Here is a 22,306-nt window from a genome sequence, read left to right as displayed (position 1 = left end):
TTGATTAGATTGATGCGATGGTATGGTTTAAGCGCTGCTAGATTAACCCTGTATTTCGATAATAACTGTGACTCTGTTTTTCAACATCGTGGCCACTCGCTTAACAAAGAGCCCCACTTAAACCTGACCAAAAGCAATATTTTGTGTTAGCTTCAAACAATGACTCTTGCCACGATAAGTCTGACTATGCCAACAGAAAATGATTTCAATACACTTGATAATTTAACCTGTAACACCGAGGTTCATCTGCAGATCCTTACGCCGACACAAGCGATTCGGTTGCGCAGTAAATTGATTGGTGTTGATTGTGGTCGTTCGATAATTTTGGCTCACGGCAACGATAAAGCCTGGCAAGCTGCGGCTCCATTTATTCGAGAACGTCAAAGCATTATCATGCGCGTAGTCAATAGCGATGAGCATGACGCCAACATTCTAGCCTTTAGAAGTCGTATCCAGAAAATCGTCAGTGTGGTTGGTAGCTGGATAATCATTGATTACCCCCAAGCGCTACAAACCGTTGCACTTAGGCAGCACGCTAGGATCCCGATTAACGTTGCCGCGAGTCTTGTTTGCACCACCAGCGGTGAGGTCATTTCTCATGGCGATCTACGTGATATATCAATCAAGGGCGGCGCGTTTGTTGGTGAGAAGATAGAGGGCTTTAAACTCGACAGCCAATACCTATTACAGGTTAACCTCGATGAGCAAAACGAAACAATCGAGACCTTGGTTACGGTGAAAAACCAACAAGATGCAGAAAGCCCATCAGAGCAATTTCAATATGGATTAATTTTGGAAGCGGAACACGATGAAACTGAAAATATGCTGCAAAAGATTATCTTGCATCATCTAAACCCTAAAAATCAGTAACCAGCATTTTGTGGTTACTGATTGCTGACGATTAATTACTGATTAGTTTGCTTAAAGACCTGTTCAATCTTGAACAAGATTTTGGGTGATTTTAATGCGATCTCTCCGGTAACCAATAAAGCAAAGTTATCAGCCACAATCTCTTCTGGGTGGATAATATAGTTGGTGTTACGACCCACCTGCTCAAAGAAGCCTTTTAACTCTGGCACCGCGATGATTTCAGCCGCAGCGGCATCATAAGCACTTTTACTCGCTTTTGTTTCACGCCCAACAATGACAAATTCAAACATCAAATAATCAAAGAATTCACCACCTCTTTCAATATCATATCGTTCAACATCAGCAAACAGAATAGGGACTACCCACACTAGTTTATCTTGATAGTTAACCCGTATAGCAAAGTCATTTATAGGTGCATCAGGATTAGTCAGCTTACGTTGCGCAAGCTGGCTTGGAAAATCAATATCGCCGATGTAATGGTAACCAATGGCCTGATACAACTGCCGCTTAACCTTAGGGTTAAATCGAGAGTAGACATGTAATAGTTCATGGGCCAACAGCCGAGGAAGTCCCTCTTCATTGCCAAGTTGGCGAGCCTGTAGAATAATCGCTTGCCCACGAGTATAGGCCGCTCCACCCTCTTCTAGCCCAGTCGTCTTAATAAACTGAATAGGCTCGGGCAAGCTGATATTCAACTCAATGAGCTTAGCGCTGATACTATCAAACGCCTTGGTAAGCGTTAATTGCTCTTGCTCACTCCAGTCCATTGTCTGTTTGGCAACAAACGAAAGGTAATCACTTTTAGACTGTGCATCGGCCTGTTTCATTCTCGCGTCGATATCAAACTGACTCACACGCTGGATAAAATCGTCGTTTTGAGTCAACACTAAGGCGGCTTCGGTTTTATCGAGAAATGCGATTGAATAGGGTGTCTTTGCCTGCACTAGGCCATTTACTAGCAGCCCAAATACCAGTACTGCATAACAAATAGCAAGCGGCATTCTGTTTATCATATTGATTATTCCGTTAAACTAATGATTTATAAATTGTTTGAATTTAAACCTTTAATTAATGGGTTAGATTCAGTGATGCATATGTTTTGTAAAAAATACCACGTCCTCACTCATCACCTCAAGCGTCCAATTAAACTTGGCCGCGATCCACTCAAATGTTTCTGTCGAGTAAAAATTGATATGGGTTAAATCTCGCTTATAGTGCCATGTTGAAAATGCGGTTTCACTAATTACACGCTTAGTCATCACCACTAAAATAGCTCCCGGCTTAAGCAAAGAGTCTAGTGTTTGCAATAATCCCAGCGCATCTGCCACATGCTCTATCACTTCAGTCATGGTGATAAAATCATACTGACGCCGGAGCAACTCAGGAGCATTAAAATAGTACAGATCATAATTATCGACTCTGATCCCAGACTCCGCGGCCATTACGCTAATAGTTGGCCCGGGGCCACAGCCAAAGTCCAGCCCTTCAGCATAACGTTCTATCCGCTCGAACAGCGGACTAATTGCCCGAGAAAGAAATTGCCGATAGTGGTGATCACTCGGATCATTCTGATGCAGATCGTAGATCGCTTTTTCGTCAGCTAGGTTCAACTGAAACGAAGCGGCCACAGAAACCAAGCAACAGTGTTCACAGCGCCGATACGCCCGAACTTGATCCTGATGAAAAGCGGTCAAAGTCGACTGTTGACACAAAGGACATATACCCATCCTACTTGAAGATGCTCGTTTCAGAGGCGTTGTGCCAGTTCAATTCTAGGCGCATTAATGTAGAAATGGTTATTCCCTTTTAAGTGAGTGCAACAACGAAGTGGGCTTGCACAACGCCTTCGGCGATGGGTTTTAATCAAGGCATTGATTACCACTAATGGTTGTTCCCTTAGTAAAATCAATAACACAGAGTAAAGCCCATTAAACTCCCACTGAATCCTGCATATTCAGGTTGGATGGGTATAGACTCAAATGAGCTAATCCAACTCAGGTTTAGGGATTTTCCGCTGTTTCTTTGCCGCTTCTTTTGCCTCACGCAGATACTTGTCTTCTCTTGATTCTCGTGCTTTAAATTGCTGCTGTGCCTTTTCTCGCTGCTCACTTTCCCAATCCCTTGGCTCAGCCTTAGACAATCGTTTTTCCTCTTGCTCAGTATGCAAACTAGACGCTTCACGGGCTTTCTTTAACTGCTCTTGCTCTATTGTTAAAGAGCGCGTCTTTGCTGACTCTCCTTTTTCAGCCAGTGAAGCCTCATCACTGGCCATGATATGACGACTAAGGCAACACAGCAAAACTGCGCCTATCCATACTATATAAGGTGATTTCAGTGCCATCATCGAACAATTCCTTCTATCTGTGTCGGTCAATAAACCACACTATCTCCATCTTACCTGAAGATGCAGGATTTAGTGGGATGGGTATATAACAACTGCATGGTTCGTTGATTGCTTTTTGTTTGTGCATTATGCCAGAACGAAACAAATTCATTAACACGCAATTTTATCCTTCATTTTCAACTACAAACTGCTTCAAAAATTAGATTAACCTCCCGTAATGTCACTAAATATAAAGTTTAGTGACAACAAGTTTGTACAAAGCGTCAAATAAAGGTATTTTTGACGCTAATGGAAAGGAGTTGCTAAAACTCTAGATTTATTCACTTTTCAATCTATAGCTGCTATTTGAATAATGTTATGAGGGAGCGGAACAAATGAGTATGCAAAAATGGTCAGAGTTATACTCTCGGCTAAAATCTGCCAGCCCCTCTCTTTCCGAGCAGCTTATTCAATTCGATAGCGCAGAATCTCCGCCCGCTCTGGCAATTGTACAAGGTTACCGCTTTATTGCTGCAAACCAAGCCGCGCTAAGCTACTTCGAAACTATCGAACAAAAATTCATCAACGCTACTCCCTATGATTTTTCCCCAAGGATCCAGTCTTCAGGGCGGAATAGCATCGAGTATGGCCAACAACAGCTGCGTGAAGCCAGCCATGGAAATATCGTTGCCTTTAACTGGTTACACTTAAGTCAGCAAGGTACTGAGCTACCGACAAAGGTCACTCTTTATCCGTTCAATCTCGATGGCAATGACGTTGTATTGGTCCAATTCATGGCTATGGACCGACGTGGAAAGCGTCGGCCACAATCAACTAATGGCTTCGAGTGTCTTCCGAAAGAGTTGATGTCGATCACCTTAGAAGACAGTGCAGAAGCTGTATATATCACTGATGAAAACAATCATATCTTGGCTGTTAACAAGGCCATGTGCCGTATTTGTGGCTATAGCGCTGAACACATGTTGACCAAAACACCCAGCGAACTAAACCTTGAAGCGATGCTTAACGATGACATTGATCCGAACCCATTAAGAAATAAAGATAACTGGCAAGGTGAGGTGTGTAAGTACCGTTCTGACGGCTCAAAATTCCCAGCCTGGCAAAGTTGCCGGCGCATCTATGCCGATAACAGTGTGTATTTCGTAAATTTATTCAGCGATATCAGTGAAAAAAAGCGACTGGAAGCCAAGCTTACCCAGCAAGCCATGTACGATAAACTCACTGGCCTGCCCAACCGCTTTCACCTTATAAAAATTCTTAATAAGGCCATTGATAATATCAGGCAGCACAACTCGCTGATTGGTGCCTTGATGTTTTTGGATCTCAATGGCTTTAAAAATATTAATGACAGTTTCGGCCATGCCACTGGGGATAAAGTCTTACAACTGGTCGCAGCTAGATTAGAGACCTGCTGCCTGGACGACGCAGAGATCGCCCGTCTCGGCGGCGATGAGTTCACCTTAGTGCTGCCAAAGTGCAAGAACAAACAAGAGATTGAAGCTTTTTCAGATCTAGTACTTTCCCTGTTTGATGCCCCTTTTGAGATCGATGGGCAGAAGTTTTATTTAAGCACCAGTATTGGCATATCCTTGTTTCCGCAGCAAAGCTATGAAGCAAATCAGTTACTCAGCATGGCTGATACCGCCATGTATTCCGCTAAGAAAAGCCCGAATCACATTCGATTTTACAACGCTGCAATAAGAGAAGCCGCAGAGAAAAAGCTAGTTATACTCAATGACTTAAGGCATGCACAAAGTCTCAATCAGTTCAGTTTGGTATACCAAAAAATAGTCGATTTAGAAACCAATAACACTATAGCTGTTGAAGCGCTATTACGATGGAAACGCAGTAATGGTGATATCTTAGATGCCCAAGAGTTTATCCCATTACTAGAAGAAACCGGCTCGATGGTAAGTGTTGGTTTATGGGCTATTAAACAAGCTTGCGCGCAAATGACCCAATGGCATGGGTTGTACAACGACCAGTTGAAAATTACAGTAAACATTTCAACGTCGCAGCTAGAACACCCGGATTTTGTGTCGATGTTAACCAAGGTTTTACAGCAAACCCAGTTACCCGCAGACAAGCTGATTATTGAAATTGAAGAGTCAGCCTTGATCCGCAAACCAACACAGATGTCGGCAGTACTAGGCGAGCTAAAGCAACTTAATATTGGTATCGCCATTGATGATTTTGGTGCAGGTCTATGCTCGCTAAGCCGATTAGGCTCCCTACCGATCGATTGTTTGAAAATCGATTCAGGCTTTGCGCAACGACTGCATGAGCCACAAGGTAAGGAGTTATGTAAAGCTATGGTGCAACTGGCTCATACGTTAAACATTAGCTATATCGCAGAAGGGATCGAAACCAAAGCTCAAAAGGAACTATTACTGAAGATGGGTAAAGGATATGGTCAAGGTTATTACTTTGGCTGGCCGGCAACTGCCGAAGTTTTTGCCTCTGAATCGTTAAGTCTTCTGAAAAAAGCCTAAACAAGCAATATTGTACTGAAAGATGGCTGCATCAATCACCTGAATAAATCCAGTTCGCTCCCCTGCAAAAGCCGTGAATGAGGCAGCCTCTTACGTCAGCTAATTTAGATGACATCTCTATTAAACCCTATCTATTATTGAATTAGCGTGACTTCAATAATGTTTTATCGATGTATAGCCGATATAAATCACAAATCCGACGTCTATTTTTTTTCTAGGTATCTAGCACGCACATCAACCGGCATCGACGCCAATCTCAGCTCAACTAAAGCCGCTAATGCATCGGTAAGTGGCGTCACATCTTGTTGCGGCTCTATCACTTTTAGCATCATTGCACTCGCTTCCAATGTCGACAAACTATCGCTGCGGCTCGCTTTACGTATGGTGTAATTAGAAGCGCCATCTAAATCAAGATGCAAAGCGGGGAAATTCAGTAACCACGGATTAAGTTGCAATAACTTATAGGCCTTACGCCAAGTACCATCGAGTAATAATAGAATCACATCAGTATCGATCACGATATCACTTACTGAGCGGCTTGCGGTTGATGGATACACTAAGAATATCGGTTTATCGGTCAACTCCAGCTGCTCACGCAGCTGAGAAAAGTCCGCAGCAGTTTCACCCACTACCACTTTAGTTTGTGGAATGACTAACTCTAACAGCCGAACACTATTCTTAGCGTGACCCACTTCAGTGGGGTCTTGCAAAATGATCAGCTCAGTTTTCACCTGCATCTGTTTGATGCTGGAACACAAACACGCTTTTAATGGATAGTGGCACGAAGGACAGTTAGCACGAGACAAAAGTAAAAACCTATTCATGAGACAAACTTGATAGTACCAAGTTTACTAAATTTATTGGCAAAAAAAACCTGCATGAACGGTTAATTCATACAGGTTAAAGGGTGTTATATGGTTAACCGTCGCTTTAGGCTATGGTCATTTCATTCTAATTTTAATAAGCATGTTGCTCTTGGTGCCAATGATCAAAGCGAGACATCGCCATCATAGCTAGCAAGATAATCGCCAACCCGCCCATCACTAATGCAACTGCGTATGGTGCCGGCAAACTTGTTTGTTGCACTAGCGCTGTCAGCAGTGACGCACCGCTCATTTGAATAAAGCCCAACATTGCAGTTGCAGTACCCGCTCTCTCACCAAATGCCGATAACGCCATACTGGTTGCAGGACCAAGCAGTAACGCAAAGCCAATACAGAGCAACATCATTGGTAACATAAAGCTAAACGCTGCCGCTAAGCCTGTTTGTGGACCAACGACCTGCAGTAATACTTGAGTCACTGCCGACACAAGCATAAACAACAGCGCAACAATCACCGTTGGACGGTTACCTAGCTTTTTCATCACCAAAGGCGCTATAAAACACGCGACGATGTTAACTGCTGCATTCAAGCCAAACAATCCACTAAACATCAATTCAGAGACACCCAAGCGGTCAATCAACCACACAGGCGCATACGACACATAGCTTAAGATCGCTGCCATTCCCGCCATACAGGCAAAAGCATAAAACAGAAAGTGTGTCTCTAAAACGACCGGCTTATAGCGAGCCCAACGATATAACGGCCCTGAGCTGACGGTATTTTTAGGGCGCGTTTCCGGTAGACGATAGCCAACAAAAATTAGGATTAATATGGCGTACAGAGTCATAAAAACAAAGGTTGAACGCCAACCAAATTGCAGCGCCAGTAAACCACCTAATGTCGGAGCCAGTGCAGGAATGACGCAAATCATGCCATTTAGGTAACTATAATACCGTGCGCTCTCTTTGGGCGAGAAACAGTCACGCACCGCGCTAAAGACTACAATAGAGGTCGAGCAAGCCGCTAACCCCTGTAATACACGGGCAAACTGCAACCAGTGGAATTCAACGGCGACGGCTGCCAGCATGCTGCTGGCGATATAAAGAATAATACCGCCCAATGCGACAGGTCGTCTTCCAAAACGGTCGGCTAACGGCCCGATCAGTAGTTGTCCAGTACCCATAGCAAAAAGAAACAACACTAAGGTTGATTGTATTTCACTAGCCGAAACAGCAAATTCTGCCGCCATCGCTGGCATTGAAGGTAAGTAGATATCGATAGCCAAAGGGCTGAGTACAACCATCGACATTAAAATAGGTAATAAATTACGGCGCATCTTCTTTCTCAAAATATTGTAAACACGACTATATTAATCAAACTATGGTATGAACAGAAATGATATTATTTCCATAATGAATTTCCACTGAGGAATATCTAGTGAAACTAGAGAATTTGGCACGTATTGACTTAAACCTGCTTGTTATCCTTCAAATACTATTAGAGGAACGTAGCGTTACCCGCGCGGCAAACCGGTTACATGTCAGTCAATCGGCATTGAGCAAGAGCCTTAATCGCTTACGGGATACCTTAGGCGATCCACTTTTTTTACGCACTGCTCACGGTTTAAAGCCTACCGCTCACGCCGTACAGCTTGGAAAATTACTGCCTCAAAGTTTACAGAGTTTATACCAACTAACTTTACCCCCTAGTTTTGAACCCGGCAGCAGTACGCGGCAGTTTTCATTTGCCATGGTAGAGAGTGCCTATGAAACACTCATCCCCTATTTTATCAGCCCGCTGCTAACCAAGGCGCCAAACCTTAAGCTAGACAGCTATGTATGGACTGAGAACTCGACCCTTGCTATTCAACAAGGTCAGATTGATTTCGGTATTTCAGGTCGCGATCTTCACCCACAATCCGCCTTTCAGATTGATCAACTGCCCGAAGGAATTGCTCATCAGACGCTCTTTACCGATGAACAGGTTTGCTTAGTCAGGCAAGACCATCCTTTACTCGCTACGATAGCAGCAGGTCATTGGGATCTAAATATCTATCTTGAGATGTCCCATGTACAGGTACGCTGCGAAGGAAATGATTGGTGGGCACTAGATTATCATCTAGCAGATTTAGGGCATCACCGTCGTATCAGTACCACAGTACCTGACTTTTATGGCGCTGCGAGTATTTGCGCCCACAGCGATTTGATTTTCACCCTGCCTGCAAGCTTTGCACAACATGCGAAGAAACTATATCCGCTAACAGAGCTCACTCTGCCGTTTGAGTTTATGCCCCTTGCATATGTATTACTTTGGCACCAAAGAAACGATGATGACCCAGGGCATCAGTGGGTAAAGAACATTATTTGCCAAAGTGTTTCAACAGCTTTCGATTCACCGGGTATCAAACAATTTATAAAAGCTAATAAAGATTAACCTTTATTAACGTGATATCTGCTTAGATAATCGGCAATATGCAATGAGTTAACTTACCCGTTCAGTCAATATTCATCTTTTTAGTGTAAGCTAACGATTAAGAAATTTTGGAGAACATATGATTTACAACCAGTTTCAAAGCAACCCAATGCAAAATCGATTTTCTGGCTCTCGTGGCTGGTTAGCATTCATTATCGGTTTGGCCTTTATGACCTTAGCCCTAGTCGCGCTACCATTTCTGCTGCTTTTCGGTGCCATCACATTTATTGCATTAAGCTTATTTGGCCGCATCTTCCTTAAACGTCAGCTCGCGCGTTTCAAGAAGCAACAAGCAGGACAAGCATTCCAGAAAAATCAGACTGACAATGTTTATCAAGAGGGTGTCTTCCGAGACAACACGGCTCAATCAACAGTCGCAGGCCGCACCTTTGAGCACAACCCTAACGAGTAACTTTCATTGCAGATGCGCTACGAGGTCTTGATAATAGGGCCTCAAATCGCTCCCACTGCAGCGCTTTATCATCAGTAGCACTCTCCACCCACGCTGCAACAGCATCTTCACCGACGCTATAGTTAATAATGTACGAGCGATTTTGATCAAAAAAACGCGCCCGCTGTTCAGCTCTTGAGGGAGTATAGAGCCCGTCATCTACCAGCAGCCGAGCGGCCTCTTTAAGATCTATTTGTTTATCAGTTAATAATTTACTGACATGATTCTCAAAGTATCCAAGCCGCTTAATACAACCAAAAACCTTGTGAAATAACACCAGATCTGCATCAAGCCCTGCCAGCGGCATTAATACGTCACGTTCAAATGATATTATCTCATCTGGGGTCATCAATAGCTGTAAGGCATAATTAGCACTACCTTCAGCGAGGTATGAGATTGGACTGTATAGGGGGTAGATCGAGTATTCCAACCAGCCTTTTTCTTTTACCAATAACTGTTCTTGCAGTGCGTTAAACACGTGGTGGCCGGGATAACCTTCGTGAGTAGCCAACTCCAAATAGCGTTCAATCGTTAATGGTTGATCTTGATTGAGTTGAATTAAGCTGTGGTAATTACCCTTGTACCAGTTATATGCGGTCCAAACTTTGTCATTAACATACTCAATTTCACAACTTTCATGATCAGGTATGGTGAACTGCTTTTTCGTTAACTCACGCGCCTTATTAACTGCTGCATTAAATACCGCAGGCGCTTTATCTTTAGGCACGATATAGGATAATTTAAACTCAGTAAAGCGATGCTGTAATGTCCCGTCACCTGGTAATAAACTATTGAGTTCTTGATGAATACTTTGTAATTCTGCTAATGAAAACTCAGGAACAGCGGTGTCGTATAACCGCCGGGCTTCTTCATCAAAACTGATATTTTCACCCTCTAATAGGTCTAAATACGCCCCTATCGATAGCCACTGCTTTTCAAGGAAACAATATCGACCACGAAGCTCTGTATCAAGATTATTCTGGCCAAATGCTGCCAGTACTTGGCTCCCCTCTTCGTACTGCAACCTAAGTTCTGCAATAGGCTGCCAATATGCTTCCTCTTGCCATGTCCTAGGACCAAAGTAGGCATCGACGTAATGCTCATCATGCTGGCCAATAGCAAGCGCTAATCGAGTATAGCGTTCTGCAAAATCATTCAGTTGCTGATTACTCGCTATTGAATAAGTACGAGTAGCAAGAATGGATTTTGCTTCATTGGTGGCAGAATAAGACATGTAGCGCTCCAGCATTTTAATTGCCGCCAATCTACACGCATTGCATAATGTATACAACAGTAGACGTAAGGGTAGCTCACATACTTGTGGAACAAACAGTTTACAGTCAGAAAGACTGAGGTGGTAGCAAAGATAAGGGCAATCAACCGCTAAGTGCTTATGGCACTCTGTTTATAACCAATGAGCACACTCACCATTTGGTTCACGCATCTTAGTTCATTGGTATAATTTTGGGAAGATGAAAAGAATTAATATTCACTAATAGTGAGTGTATTATCAACGCTAATGGCGCGAGAATGAGTACAAGTTATACCAATCAATATAAAGATTTGTTCATCTCAGCTAAGTAACTCAGCCGCTTTCGCTAACGCTTCTTTTTCTTTCGCCGAATTTGTCATTTTAATAACAGAGAGCACTTGCTGCTCAAGTGAAGCCCATAACGGTTCGATAACTGCCAGCTCTTCGTCGTTAGCGTGTTCTCGGGCAAGTTTTAACAAAGAAGCTGCAGCAACAACATCAATACGACCTAGCATGCCGTCAGCAAGTGCAATGCTTAGCTCGATCATTGCAGGCACACTGTGGCCGTATTTAATGACTTCACGTAAATAGCTTTCTGCCTGCGAGTAATCTTCTCCCAATGCATTGTCATCATGAAGCATCGACTGGGCTCTAGAGAACATCGCATCGACTTGGCCTTGTTCAGCGGCCTCAGCCAACCAATGCTCGCTTTTTACTGCATCGGCATCACAACCTTCACCACGAGCTAACATTAACGCTAGATGGTATTGTGCATGGGGAAAGCCGGCTTTCGCCGCGCGACTAATATACTTATAAGCTGTTTTCAGATCAGACTGCTGATAATAAAGCACACCGAGATTTGCCATCGCTTCTGATTGCTCGAGCTTTGCCGCTTGACTCAAATAACGCTCTGCAAGTTGAACATCCGCTGCAAAATGCTGACTACCCACTAAATAAAAGTAACCTAACAACGCCATGGCATTGGCAACACCTTCGGCAGCTGCCTTTGCGATGGCCTGTTCACCCGCTATAACATCAAACTCGCCGCTGTAACCATGGATTAATGATACACCGTGCTCATAGAGTGCATTCACATCATCATCTGCGGCTTGAGAAAACCAATAACTCGCTTGCTTGAATGATGCTGTAGAGCGGTCTTTGACCCTGTCTTCGCGACTCTCTTGCAGTGCTTGTTCCTGCTCTCTTTGCATCAATGCTCGTGTCTTAAGCGACATACCGACAAGATATTGCGATTCAGCATCCCGCTCCATCACCGCGCGATAGCACAAGTCCCTGCCCGCTAAGGCATCAAACTCTTCAAAGTAATATTCAGGCTTGTTGTCATTTGTCACCAGACTAAACAGTGAATCCACCAGCTGCAGTAGATTTTTAATTGCACGTTGGCTTAACTGCTGCAATTGTTCAGGAGTCAGGTGATACTTTTCTGGGTGGGCACCACGATTACCATCGGCACGTAGCTTATGCAGGGCTCGGGTGGTTTTTACATCGATAAGTCTGCGTTGGTTTAGCTGCTCAATACGATCGTAAAGATTGGGACTCTCGAAATGGATAGCCTGTTCTTCAGCCAGTAAGCTGGTTAGCTTATGGCTAAAGCTTCTAACATGAAGTAAAGCTTGTGTTGGCACATCGGTTACAAAGCTCTTAGCCTTGCGATAATCCTGCCCCAGTTCAACTGAAAACTGATTAACGAATTCAATATCGTTTAACAAGATATGCTCCCACGCCGTAACTACATGCGTAACGTTGACTTAGCTAGGATAACGGCGAATATCCTGAAAAACATTCGCCATTATTATCGATGTTTGTTGAGGATTACTGCTCTAGGTTGCCAGGAGCATCTGAGTCTTCACGCGAAACCATATATAAACGAAACAGTACCACGTTAACGAATAAGCCAAAAAATGCCACAATGACTTCACCAATCAATTGTAATGGTACGCCACCAAGCTGTGTGCCCATGGCCAATACGCTGCCCACTAAAGAGATTGGAATATAAAGTAATAATACCGTTATTGTTTTCAGCGCTATCGGCCCGCTAAAGGTAAAGCTACGCTTAATGGCTTCCATCGGTGTCAATCGCTCAACCACCACCATGAAGTTAACAAAGGCCAGTCGAGCAAAAAGGTAAATACTAATCACCAAGCCAATAATGCCTAACATTGGATTGATCGCCAGAAGCACGAAGAACGGTGCCAGCACAGCAAGACCTGAAAATACTCCAGCCAACAGTAAAGCGGGAACAAAGTTCAAGCTGGTTTTTAATATCATACCGTTACTAGGACTGTGCCCTTGTGAGCGGATCTCTAAAAATAGTGTTAATGCGGCAATTAAAAACGAAAATACTAACAACAACGTCATCATCGCCACCATATGAACGGTGCCAAACTGGGGGTTTTCAAGATCAGCAGTGCTTATCTCTAAACTCAACCACAGTTGAATACCGACCTGGATAAACAACACTGGAACAGTTAAAGCTGCTAACTGGCTAATATTATTACGAAAAAAATTAAATGCTTGAGTCAAGATGGCTGATAATGACATAGGGTTTTCCAAAAAATGAAATTGAATAACACGAATTAGGGCTAAGGATACCCAAGTTTAGTAATTAATGCACAGTTGAAATCACGTATTCGCTATTTGTTAAAAGTAAAAAAACTGCAAACAAATTGTTAAACCCGTTAAACTAGTAAAAAATGCAACAGATTTAACTTAAAAGGATGGCTCCGATGAAATTATTGACTGCAGGTATTCTGACGCTATTAAGCATATTCTCAACTCAAGTTAACGCCCACGGGCTCGACCTATTAGCAGAAGCAACTTCAATAGATCCTGCTACAAAAGCAGCAAAAGCGATTTCAACGCCAGCACAATCAGATGATTTGGTCGGCAGTGTCATGTCGCAATTAGGCTTAAGCCAGGGGCAGGCAGAGGGCGGCTTAGGCAGTTTGCTGTCATTAGCGCAATCTTCACTGGGCAGCAGTGACTTTAGCTCTATTTCAGACTCGATTCCCGGTATTGATGGCTTGCTAAGTGCGGTACCTGAGATGGATAGTGACTCAGGAATGTCAGGCTTGTTATCTAAAGCGGGTGGATTCGGTGATTCGCTGCAGGGTGGTGCGATGGTTTACGACGCTTTTGAAAAGCTTGGAATTTCCAAAGATTTGGCGGCTCCTATGATTGACATCGTCAAGGGCTACCTCGACTCTAATGGCACATCTGGTAGCGCAGACCTACTTATGCAAGGACTCGGCGCCATATTGTAAGACTGCTATACCCATCTTGGTTGCTATATACCCATCCTACTTGAAGGTGCTCGTTTCAGAGGCGTTGTGCGAGTTCAATTCTAGGCGCATTAACGAAGAAATGGTTATTCCCTTTTAAGTTAGTGCAACAACGAAGTGGGCTTGCACAACGCCTTCTGCGATGGGTTTTAATGGGCTTTACTCCGTGTTATTGATTTTATTAAGGGAACGACCATTAGTGGCAATCAATGTCTTGATTAAAGCCCATTAAATTTCCACTGAATCCTGCATCTTCAGGTAAGATGGGTATAGATCATCCAACACAACCAAGATGGAACTCTCCTTAAGATTGACGCTCTAAGTTTTATATCTATACATTAAGGAATTTGCATGCTTGCTAAGCTAAAACAATTTTTTGAAGCTCCCAGTCGAACGCTTTCAGCTGAAGAGCAGGCGCAGCAACTTAACCTTGCCGCGGCCAGCTTGCTATTGGAAGTCGTCATGGCCGATGAGAGCATGTCAGATGAAGAAGCGAAGATCCTACCTGAGCTTCTCACCACCAGCTTAGGCTTGTCAGTCGACGATGTGAATGCATTAATCGCAGATGCTACTGTGTCGCAAAATAATTCCACCTCGCTATATGAGTTTACTCAAGCCATTAATGACCACTTTGATATTGAGCAAAAACAACAGCTAATCCTGGCAATGTGGCGCTTAGCTTATGTTGATGGACATCTGTGCCAATATGAAGATCAGCTAATCCGTCGCACCTCTGAACTGCTATATCTGCGGCATAGCGAACTGATCCAGATGCGCAACTTAGCAATAGAAACTCAATAAAAATCTGCAATACGCTGCTGGCAATTGACTCAAACTAGCGCTTGTCTTCGGCTTAAGTGGCTTTTCTGTGCCCATAATATTGGAAACAAAATTAGCATCAGCAATATGGCGTAGGCCATATTCCAGCCTAAAGCAAAACCTATAACTGCGCATAAGGCACAACTAAGGATCACCAGCGGCAAGTATCGCTTGCTGAGTAACTTAGCCGCCGCAAACATGGCGGCTAAATAGATAATCACAAATACCCCGTTACTCCAGGCAATAAGATCTTCTAGTTGCTGACCAGTTGCGTAGGTGATTATGATCACTAATGCCATCGCAAAAAGTACTGCGGTTGCTGCTCGAGCGGGTGACTGATGTTGATTCAATTGGCTAAAGTATTTTGGCAGCACGCCATCACGGCTAAAGCTCCAGATTAATCTCGACACACTCGCGGTATAAACGTTGACGGTTGCTAAACCACTAACGATCCCTAGTATGCCGATAACAGGCGCCCCATAACCACCTAATAAGCTGTCAAACACACCAACCATGGCCACTGGTGTATCGCTCGGAACCATCAACAGTAATAAGGTACAAGCTAAATAAACCACACCAACTAATACGGTACCAATTAGCATTGCGGGGATCATGTCCTGCTTAGGCTGACGAAAATCATTGGCAAGATGCGTCATCGCCTCTATCCCCAGAAAGCTCCAAAATGCGATACCGACTGCCGCCATGATTAAGCTTATATCGGGCGTGTCTTGATGGGCAAAAGACTCAAGCTCAGACAGGCTCAATCCAACACCGCCAAAGAGTGCCACCACCACGGAGACTATTGCTAAGGTTAGAGCAAACTGCAGCTTTGCTGAAACTTGAATACCACGTGAATTGAGCAAAAGCAGCACGCCTAACAGTAACAATTCAGTTCCTACCTGCGCCCAACCGCTTAATGGCACTAAAGCGTTAACGAATTGAAAGGTCATCAAGATGGCGGCGGGTGCGCCAATGGGCACAACCAGTAGAAACATCAAGCCTATGGTTCTGCCGGCTGTACGGCCATAGGCTTGTTCGACAAAATAAGCAGGACCTGCCGCGTGAGGCAATAGGCTAGCTAATCGTCCAAACACGAGTGTGACTGGAATAATGGCCAGCGTTAACACCAACCAAGCGATTAATGCCCCTTGTCCAGCGGTTACTATAGTCATTTGCGGCAGGATAAACACCCCAGTGCCCAACAAAGTGGTGGCCATTAGCCCGGCACCTTGCCAGCGTCCAATCGTGCCTTTATTTTGATTCATTGTCTTATAAACTCTAGTTTGTAATGGTTCTATTATAGTTTTAGACTCAGTAGCATTCTGCGCTTATTTGCCGTCAACCTCACCAAACATACCGTCATTTTGCCGGTATTTTAATTAACTTCAGTCATAATGTTGGAATTGAACATGGACAAGTTTGATAATGCTATTTTAAGCGCTCTAAGAACAGATGCCCGCCGCAGTATCTCGGATATTGCTGCAGAGGTGAATCTATCACGCTCGGCTGTCACTGAGCGAATAAAAAAGATGGAGGCATCAGGCACTATTCGTGGATACCAAGTGATATTGAGTGCATCGCAAACAGAGGGAGTCTCAGCTTACTTTGAGATCCGTCATAAATGCGCTTACTGTGCCGATATCGTCAAGATATTCCACACCATCCCGGAAATAGTCACTTGTAAAGGCATCACTGGCGATATGGATCTATTGGTATATGTTAATGCCGCGTCGATGAAACGCCTACATGAGATCCGCGAGTTTATCGACGCTCTGCCCGATATTACTAAAATTAAAACCCATGTAGTGATGAGTGAATGGATAGACAATCAAGGTCGATAATCTTCATTAGCCGTTTAACGTTAGCTTACAGGTTTAAGAAAACCGGAGCCGATCATATTCCTTTGCGCTAAAGCAAGTTAAACTAACATTATCATTGGGATGGTAATTATTTATGCAAACTGAACATACGGCTGAATTAAACTTGCTTTGGGGAACGTTAATCTTAGAGGAGCTTGCTCGTCTAGGGGTCAAACATGTCTGTATGGCACCGGGATCGCGCTCAACGCCGTTAACCTTAGCGGCTGCGAAACAAAAAAATCTGAGCCAACATCTACACTTTGATGAAAGAGGTTTAGGCTTTATGGCGCTAGGCTTAGCCAAGGCCAGTGGCGCTCCGGTGGCTATTATCACGACCTCAGGCACCGCAGTTGCGAATCTATATCCAGCGGTAATCGAAGCTTGGCTAACGCAGGTTCCACTGATAGTCCTTTCAGGTGATCGCCCGCCAGAGCTTATCGACTGCGGCGCTAACCAAGCGATTACTCAGCCAGCCATTTTCGCTCAATACGCCAAGCCACTCAGTTTACCCACGCCAGAGATAAGTATTAGCCCGGCTGCGCTATTAAGCGCTATCGATGATGCGGTCAGCAATCAAACACAGCCAGTGCATATTAACTGTATGTACCGCGAACCACTCTACCCAACAGCACCTCAAGCCGATTTTAGTGATTACTTAAAGCCAGTGACTCAATGGCAACAAGGGAATACACCCTATATCCAATACGCAGCGCCAACAGCTTCACAGCTACCGACCCATGACGCACTGGCCAGGTTTGTCCATGGAAAAGGCATCATCGTGGCAGCAACATTGGCACCAGAGCATCAACCAGAACAGCTGATCGCGCTATCGATAAAGCTCGGTTGGCCTATCGTTACCGATGCCCAATCACAACTTCGACAAAGTAGCGCTGCCATCGGTAATATCGACCAACTGTTACTACAACCAAAATCTCAGGTGCTGCTAGCACAAGCTGAAAAAGTGATCGTTTTTGGCGGTCGTATTTTATCAAAACGTTTGATGAGCTATTTAAGTGAACATAGCTGGAAGGACTACTGGCAAGTTCTGCCACAACATCAAAGGCTAGACCCAAATCATAAAGCTAAGCAGGTATGGATTGCGCAGGCGAACACCTTTAGCCAGTTGCCTTGGCCACGTTCATCTCAAGCACAGTGGGCATTACCCTTAGTGCAGCATAATGAAGCGCTAGAAACCCTATACCAACAACAAATCGATCATGCTGAATTCGGCGAAGCACAGGCGATACGCGCAATAGCCAAACGCCAAACCAGTGAACATCAGCTATTTATTGGTAATAGTCTGCCCGTCAGACTATTCGATATGTTCGCTCCGATCACTGCTGAGCACGCAGCCGTCTATACCAATCGCGGCGCCTCGGGGATTGATGGGCTACTCGCAACGGCATGCGGCGTTGCCATTGCGGAAAAAAAACCAACGACACTGGTTATTGGTGATATTTCACAGCTACATGATCTCAATTCACTAGCGATTGCACGCAGCGTCACCAGTCCATTTATCATAGTGATCCTTAATAATGATGGCGGTAATATATTTAACCTGCTGCCAGTGCCTAACGAACAATTACGCAGCGATTACTATCGCTTATCCCATGGTCTTGAATTTGGCTTTGGTGCAGCCATGTTCGGCTTAGCCTACAACCAAGTCGATGACCTCGATGACTTTATCGAGTCTTACGAATATGCCATGACCTACGCAGGGCCTTCAGTTATCGAAGTGAGCGTGTCACAAAACCAAGCCAGTGATCAAATTGCCCATATCGCCACCTGGGTGAAACAGGGCTGATGCTGGCAACTCAATGCCAAGGCGACCCCGCTGCACCCGTTATTGTACTGTTGCACGGTTTTTTGGGCAGTAAAGAGGATTGGACAGCGGTTATAGAGGTGCTAGCTAAGCAATATTATTGCGTTAGCATCGATCTTCCGGGTCATGGCGAAAGTCTAAACAATAGCTTACCTGTACCTGGTTTTGATGCCTGCACCTCGCTTATCCAACAAACACTTTTACAGCTCAAGATTAAGCAGTACCACTTGATCGGTTATTCGCTCGGTGGCAGGATAGCACTTCATCTTGCGCGGCATGCACCTGAAAATATTCTCAGCTTAATGCTGGAGTCGTGCCACCCAGGCCTTAAGTCTGAGGATGACAGAGCAGCGAGAAAAACCAGTGATGCACAGTGGGCAGCTAAACTAAATAGCCTCGATATTGAGGACTTTTTAACGCTTTGGTACCAACAAGCCGTATTTACCGATCTTACAACTAAACAACGCCAAGCAATGATCCAGCAGCGCAGTGCTAATCAAGCCTCAGCACTGGGTAACTGCTATCAAGCCACATCACTTGCAGAGCAAGCCGATCTTTGGGACACGCCACAGATAATCTCTGCCCCATGTTATTTTATTGCCGGAAGTGATGACCAAAAATTTCTCGCACTCGCGAAGCGCTGGCAGCAACAATATCCAATCACTATTCACCCTATGGCAGCCAGTGGCCACAATGTTCATAGCGCCGCCCCCGCAGCGTTTAGTAAACAAGTAATGCTGCTGCTTGAGCAAGCCTCATATAATCTAAAATCATCCAATGGGCCCACGTAATGATCCTCACTAAACTTAGCCTTCATCAATACAGTATTGATCTCGATAGATTATTACCCGTAGGTAAGCAACGCATCGACCAACGCCACGGTTTAGTGCTTACAGCGACAATGAGTTCAGGGAGTCATGAGCGCACGGAGCAAGTTGAAATTGCACCACTGTCGGGTATTGATATTGATGGCAATCCACTGACCGGTTTTAGTCAGCATTCACTTTCACAAACAAGTAAGCAACTCAGTGAGTACCTGACGCAGCTGCATCTACAACCAGCAGATAAGCTACTTGACCTTGCCGATAAGACCGAGCAAAACGCAGTCGCTTTTGGCTTAAGTTTACTGCATGCCAAACTTAGCGGGAAGCTCGATGGCCACAGCCTTAAAGCTCGTACAATTCCGCTTATTTACCGCAATCAAGATGAGCCGTTAACTGTAGTTGCCGAGCGTGTGGCGGCGCTACCTGAGAATATACATGCAGTAAAAGTAAAAGTGGCACAAACATCACTTGAGGATGAGATCAAACTTATCCATCAGATCTTAGCCATACGCCCGGATTTAAAACTTAGGCTCGATGCAAACCGTGGCTTTGAGCTACAACAAGCCATCGAATTCATCGCTTGTATCCCTTTGCATGCTATTGAGTATATTGAGGAGCCTTGCAAACAAGCTGTCGATAACCCAACATTTTATCAAGCGATTGCAGCGCCTTGGGCATTAGACGAGTCACTCAATGACCCACACTATCAGTTTGAGATGCAAGCAGGGCTGTGTGCCATTATCATCAAACCTATGCTACTGGGTAGTTTAGACAAATTGCAGTCCCTACAGCATTTGGCCGATGAACATGGGGTGCGCTCAATATTGAGTTCAAGCTTAGAAGCCAGTCTAGGCATAAGTGATCTTAGCCGTTTGGCCGACATTGTGACCCCAGGTGAGATCCCTGGTATCGATACCCTAAGCGCTTTTAGCCAAGATCTACTGCAAAGCACAGGTAAAGCAAAATGCCTGCAAATAGATGATCTACAACAGCTGCTTGAACTAGGTTAGCTCTTTATGCCGAATACTCCTGCCGACACTGTTAAACTGCCCCCCATTCATCAGGTTGCCGCGCAGCGACCTGACTCCACCGCCTATACCGTTAACGGCAAAACTGTCAGCTACCAACAGCTCAGTCAGCAAGTCATCGCAATCGGGGAACAGCTTAAGCAAGCAGGATTAAAGCACGGTGATAGGCTTGCTTGTGTTGCTAATAATAGCCCTGAGTTACTCACGCTTTATTGGGCCTGTGTCGACAGTGGTTTGCTGTTTTGCCCTATCTCTCCGCGCTTTGCACAGGTACAAATTATTGAGCTTATCCAAGCTCATCAATACCGCTACTTTTGGTTGCCCACCAGCACACAAGCACGACTACCTAGGCTAGAAACCGCCCTACTGACACTCGGTACAGATAGCACTCAGTTATTAGTGCTGAATTTCAAGCAACAAAGCCAGCAACCAGCGCCAGAGATCAATTCGCAACACGCGGTAAATGCCATTCTAACCTCTGGCAGTACAGGCTTGCCTAAAGCGGCCGTACATAGCTTGCATAACCATATTGCCAGCGCCAAAGGCTCTAAAACGCTGATTGACATCTCAGCAGAAGATAGCTGGTTACTGTCGCTGCCACTATTTCATATTGGTGGACTCGCTATCCTCAATCGCTGCGCACTAGCTGGCGCGGGTGTGGTATTTGAAGACAAGTCGATAGCTCTTGCAGAGCAGTTAACCAGAGACAGAGTCAGCCACTTGTCTTTAGTCAGCGCGCAGCTACAACAGTTGCTTAAAGCTGACATTGACTGCTTAAGCCAAGTCAAAGCGATGCTACTCGGTGGTGGCGCAATTTCAGCCAGTCTATTGGACCAACTCAGCAACCTCAATATTAACGCCTTCACCAGTTATGGCATGACTGAGATGAGCTCACAGATCACCACCGGCATTGCCCGCACAGATCGCTCAAGCGGCCAACTGTTACCTCAGCGAGAGCTAAAAATAGTCGACGGGGAGATATGGCTAAGAGGCGAATGTCTGTTTCTCGGCTATCTTAGCCTCGATGGCCTTTACAAGCCTCTAGGAAGTTCATTAGAGACAAAAGGCTGGTTTCCAAGTACTGACTTAGGGCATTGGGATAAAAACGATAACCTCTGCATTGACGGCCGTTTAGATAACATGTTTGTTTGCGGTGGGGAAAACCTGCAGCCAGAAGAGGTAGAAACCGCGTTAAAGCTACATCCATTGATTGATGACGCCATCGTCTTCGCTCAAGCCGATGCAAAATTTGGTCACCTGCCCGTCGCTACTCTCAAGCTTGATAAGAGCAAATTGAATAAGCACGCTGACAAGATGCCGACCGAAGCAGAGTTAACTGTATTTCTCGCCGACAAAATAGCCCGTTTCAAGCGGCCAAGGTGTTATTACCCATGGCCAGATGTCGCCAATGTAGGCATTAAAGTCGTACGGAAACAGATCATTGCAGCGGTTCTTCTAGCGAAATAGTGAGTTGAATTACAATCAACTTGTGACATTCCAATCAAACTCCGCTTGATATACCTCGTGAGTTTCCTGCTCACTACTTTTATCTGCCGTATCTTCAGCAGAGAAGAACCCCCTCAGCCACAGTGGTTCCAATTGCTTGCAGCTGGCGTATGTGCAGACGCAACTAAGGCTCGCCGCAAGCACACCTGACCTCCAGGGACGGAGGAAATGCCAAATTCTGTATGGAACAGAATTGGCCCTGTGGGCTCTACGATGGCATCCATGCCATCAAAGGCCTAAGCCGTATCTACACTGGGTTTCAAAAAGCGCATCCATTAGGAATTTGAGTTTAAGAATAGGAACTCAACAGTTAGATTCCATACCTAAACGAACAAAAAACACCTATTCCCCATCGAAGTAGCCGAAGTACGTTGGAATAAATCACGTAAGTTCGACAGGGATGTCGGGTTAGCCTTCGCGGGGCAGGATGCCCCATCGGAA

The 22,306-nt window shown here is 44.8% G+C and carries 20 protein-coding genes; 11 read left to right on the top strand and 9 right to left on the bottom strand.

Annotated features, from left to right (window positions below):
* Positions 1-186: 186 nt before the first annotated feature.
* A complete protein-coding gene (locus JK628_RS01740) occupies positions 187-870 on the top strand; it encodes a PilZ domain-containing protein (RefSeq protein ID WP_202287568.1) in 684 nt (227 codons plus the stop codon).
* A gap of 35 nt (positions 871-905) precedes the next feature.
* Here the strand turns inward: JK628_RS01740 and JK628_RS01735 are convergent, their stop codons facing one another.
* The 3 genes from JK628_RS01735 to JK628_RS01725 all read right to left on the bottom strand — a co-directional run bounded on the left by JK628_RS01735 (position 906) and on the right by JK628_RS01725 (position 3,214).
* A complete protein-coding gene (locus JK628_RS01735) occupies positions 906-1,883 on the bottom strand; it encodes a hypothetical protein (RefSeq protein ID WP_202287567.1) in 978 nt (325 codons plus the stop codon).
* Positions 1,884-1,952: 69 nt separating this feature from the next.
* A complete protein-coding gene (locus tag JK628_RS01730; RefSeq protein WP_202287566.1) occupies positions 1,953-2,597 on the bottom strand; it encodes a class I SAM-dependent methyltransferase in 645 nt (214 codons plus the stop codon).
* Positions 2,598-2,854: 257 nt separating this feature from the next.
* The gene (locus JK628_RS01725; RefSeq protein WP_237524112.1) at positions 2,855-3,214 is read right to left on the bottom strand and encodes a hypothetical protein; all 360 of its coding nucleotides are present in this window, start codon (positions 3,212-3,214) and stop codon (positions 2,855-2,857) included.
* Positions 3,215-3,594: 380 nt separating this feature from the next.
* Here JK628_RS01725 and JK628_RS01720 point away from each other — a divergent pair, with 380 nt between their 5' ends.
* Positions 3,595-5,706, top strand: coding sequence for an EAL domain-containing protein (locus tag JK628_RS01720; RefSeq protein WP_202289678.1), 2,112 nt, complete (start codon positions 3,595-3,597; stop codon positions 5,704-5,706).
* A 203-nt stretch (positions 5,707-5,909) separates the two neighbouring features.
* Here the strand turns inward: JK628_RS01720 and JK628_RS01715 are convergent, their stop codons facing one another.
* Both JK628_RS01715 and JK628_RS01710 read right to left on the bottom strand, forming a co-directional pair.
* Entirely contained in the window at positions 5,910-6,512 is a 603-nt protein-coding gene (locus tag JK628_RS01715) for a tRNA-uridine aminocarboxypropyltransferase (RefSeq protein WP_202289677.1), read from the bottom strand.
* 151 nt (positions 6,513-6,663) lie between these two features.
* Complete coding sequence (locus tag JK628_RS01710) at positions 6,664-7,866, bottom strand: multidrug effflux MFS transporter (RefSeq protein WP_202287565.1); 1,203 nt, start codon at positions 7,864-7,866, stop codon at positions 6,664-6,666.
* A gap of 101 nt (positions 7,867-7,967) precedes the next feature.
* On the opposite strand from JK628_RS01710, the gene JK628_RS01705 reads away from it, so the two are divergent.
* Together JK628_RS01705 and JK628_RS01700 are read left to right on the top strand one after the other, a co-directional pair.
* Positions 7,968-8,963 (top strand): LysR substrate-binding domain-containing protein, encoded by a 996-nt coding sequence (locus JK628_RS01705; protein WP_202287564.1) that lies wholly within the window; start codon positions 7,968-7,970, stop codon positions 8,961-8,963.
* A 118-nt stretch (positions 8,964-9,081) separates the two neighbouring features.
* A complete protein-coding gene (locus JK628_RS01700) occupies positions 9,082-9,414 on the top strand; it encodes a hypothetical protein (RefSeq protein WP_202287563.1) in 333 nt (110 codons plus the stop codon).
* On the opposite strand, the gene JK628_RS01695 is transcribed toward JK628_RS01700, so the two are convergent.
* The 3 genes from JK628_RS01695 to JK628_RS01685 form a co-directional block, all read right to left on the bottom strand.
* A complete protein-coding gene (locus tag JK628_RS01695; protein WP_237524111.1) occupies positions 9,404-10,687 on the bottom strand; it encodes a hypothetical protein in 1,284 nt (427 codons plus the stop codon). The two genes, JK628_RS01700 and JK628_RS01695, sit on opposite strands and share 11 nt — an antisense overlap.
* 338 nt (positions 10,688-11,025) lie before the next feature.
* A complete protein-coding gene (locus JK628_RS01690) occupies positions 11,026-12,435 on the bottom strand; it encodes a DUF4145 domain-containing protein (protein WP_202287562.1) in 1,410 nt (469 codons plus the stop codon).
* Between the two features lie 103 nt (positions 12,436-12,538).
* Positions 12,539-13,267, bottom strand: coding sequence for a hypothetical protein (locus JK628_RS01685; protein WP_202287561.1), 729 nt, complete (start codon positions 13,265-13,267; stop codon positions 12,539-12,541).
* A gap of 185 nt (positions 13,268-13,452) precedes the next feature.
* Between JK628_RS01685 and JK628_RS01680 the strand changes: the two genes are divergently transcribed.
* The gene (locus JK628_RS01680) at positions 13,453-13,989 is read left to right on the top strand and encodes a DUF2780 domain-containing protein (protein ID WP_202287560.1); all 537 of its coding nucleotides are present in this window, start codon (positions 13,453-13,455) and stop codon (positions 13,987-13,989) included.
* 369 nt (positions 13,990-14,358) lie between these two features.
* Positions 14,359-14,808, top strand: a complete 450-nt coding sequence (locus JK628_RS01675) for a tellurite resistance TerB family protein (protein ID WP_202287559.1) — start codon at positions 14,359-14,361, stop codon at positions 14,806-14,808.
* A gap of 29 nt (positions 14,809-14,837) precedes the next feature.
* On the opposite strand, the gene yjeH is transcribed toward JK628_RS01675, so the two are convergent.
* The gene (gene yjeH / locus JK628_RS01670) at positions 14,838-16,091 is read right to left on the bottom strand and encodes an L-methionine/branched-chain amino acid transporter (protein ID WP_202287558.1); all 1,254 of its coding nucleotides are present in this window, start codon (positions 16,089-16,091) and stop codon (positions 14,838-14,840) included.
* A 144-nt stretch (positions 16,092-16,235) separates the two neighbouring features.
* On the opposite strand from yjeH, the gene JK628_RS01665 reads away from it, so the two are divergent.
* The 5 genes from JK628_RS01665 to menE all read left to right on the top strand — a co-directional run bounded on the left by JK628_RS01665 (position 16,236) and on the right by menE (position 21,826).
* A complete protein-coding gene (locus JK628_RS01665; RefSeq protein WP_202287557.1) occupies positions 16,236-16,667 on the top strand; it encodes an Lrp/AsnC family transcriptional regulator in 432 nt (143 codons plus the stop codon).
* 112 nt (positions 16,668-16,779) lie between these two features.
* Positions 16,780-18,489: a 2-succinyl-5-enolpyruvyl-6-hydroxy-3-cyclohexene-1-carboxylic-acid synthase gene (gene menD, locus JK628_RS01660; protein WP_202287556.1), complete on the top strand. Its 1,710-nt coding sequence runs from the start codon at positions 16,780-16,782 to the stop codon at positions 18,487-18,489.
* Positions 18,489-19,298: a 2-succinyl-6-hydroxy-2,4-cyclohexadiene-1-carboxylate synthase gene (gene menH / locus JK628_RS01655; RefSeq protein WP_202287555.1), complete on the top strand. Its 810-nt coding sequence runs from the start codon at positions 18,489-18,491 to the stop codon at positions 19,296-19,298. Before menD ends, menH begins: the two co-directional genes overlap by 1 nt.
* The gene (gene menC / locus JK628_RS01650) at positions 19,298-20,341 is read left to right on the top strand and encodes an o-succinylbenzoate synthase (protein ID WP_202287554.1); all 1,044 of its coding nucleotides are present in this window, start codon (positions 19,298-19,300) and stop codon (positions 20,339-20,341) included. Before menH ends, menC begins: the two co-directional genes overlap by 1 nt.
* 6 nt (positions 20,342-20,347) lie before the next feature.
* Positions 20,348-21,826 (top strand): o-succinylbenzoate--CoA ligase, encoded by a 1,479-nt coding sequence (gene menE, locus JK628_RS01645; RefSeq protein ID WP_202287553.1) that lies wholly within the window; start codon positions 20,348-20,350, stop codon positions 21,824-21,826.
* The last annotated feature ends 480 nt before the right edge of the window (positions 21,827-22,306 follow it).

The sequence above is a fragment of the Shewanella sp. KX20019 genome, assembly GCF_016757755.1.
Classification (GTDB): domain Bacteria; phylum Pseudomonadota; class Gammaproteobacteria; order Enterobacterales; family Shewanellaceae; genus Shewanella.
The sequence above is the reverse complement of the archived record's forward strand: the minus strand, read 5'-3'. Positions and strand labels throughout refer to the sequence as shown.

What these genes read in the sequence shown, in the direction of transcription:
- JK628_RS01740 (WP_202287568.1), top strand. Translation starts at nt 187, where the DNA reads ATGCCAACAGAAAATGATTTCAATACACTTGATAATTTAACCTGTAAC.
- JK628_RS01735 (WP_202287567.1), bottom strand. Translation starts at nt 1,883, where the DNA reads ATGATAAACAGAATGCCGCTTGCTATTTGTTATGCAGTACTGGTATTT.
- JK628_RS01730 (WP_202287566.1), bottom strand. Translation starts at nt 2,597, where the DNA reads ATGGGTATATGTCCTTTGTGTCAACAGTCGACTTTGACCGCTTTTCAT.
- JK628_RS01725 (WP_237524112.1), bottom strand. Translation starts at nt 3,214, where the DNA reads ATGATGGCACTGAAATCACCTTATATAGTATGGATAGGCGCAGTTTTG.
- JK628_RS01720 (WP_202289678.1), top strand. Translation starts at nt 3,595, where the DNA reads ATGCAAAAATGGTCAGAGTTATACTCTCGGCTAAAATCTGCCAGCCCC.
- JK628_RS01710 (WP_202287565.1), bottom strand. Translation starts at nt 7,866, where the DNA reads ATGCGCCGTAATTTATTACCTATTTTAATGTCGATGGTTGTACTCAGC.
- JK628_RS01700 (WP_202287563.1), top strand. Translation starts at nt 9,082, where the DNA reads ATGATTTACAACCAGTTTCAAAGCAACCCAATGCAAAATCGATTTTCT.
- JK628_RS01695 (WP_237524111.1), bottom strand. Translation starts at nt 10,687, where the DNA reads ATGTCTTATTCTGCCACCAATGAAGCAAAATCCATTCTTGCTACTCGT.
- JK628_RS01685 (WP_202287561.1), bottom strand. Translation starts at nt 13,267, where the DNA reads ATGTCATTATCAGCCATCTTGACTCAAGCATTTAATTTTTTTCGTAAT.
- JK628_RS01680 (WP_202287560.1), top strand. Translation starts at nt 13,453, where the DNA reads ATGAAATTATTGACTGCAGGTATTCTGACGCTATTAAGCATATTCTCA.
- JK628_RS01675 (WP_202287559.1), top strand. Translation starts at nt 14,359, where the DNA reads ATGCTTGCTAAGCTAAAACAATTTTTTGAAGCTCCCAGTCGAACGCTT.
- yjeH (WP_202287558.1), bottom strand. Translation starts at nt 16,091, where the DNA reads ATGAATCAAAATAAAGGCACGATTGGACGCTGGCAAGGTGCCGGGCTA.
- JK628_RS01665 (WP_202287557.1), top strand. Translation starts at nt 16,236, where the DNA reads ATGGACAAGTTTGATAATGCTATTTTAAGCGCTCTAAGAACAGATGCC.
- menD (WP_202287556.1), top strand. Translation starts at nt 16,780, where the DNA reads ATGCAAACTGAACATACGGCTGAATTAAACTTGCTTTGGGGAACGTTA.
- menH (WP_202287555.1), top strand. Translation starts at nt 18,489, where the DNA reads ATGCTGGCAACTCAATGCCAAGGCGACCCCGCTGCACCCGTTATTGTA.
- menC (WP_202287554.1), top strand. Translation starts at nt 19,298, where the DNA reads ATGATCCTCACTAAACTTAGCCTTCATCAATACAGTATTGATCTCGAT.
- menE (WP_202287553.1), top strand. Translation starts at nt 20,348, where the DNA reads ATGCCGAATACTCCTGCCGACACTGTTAAACTGCCCCCCATTCATCAG.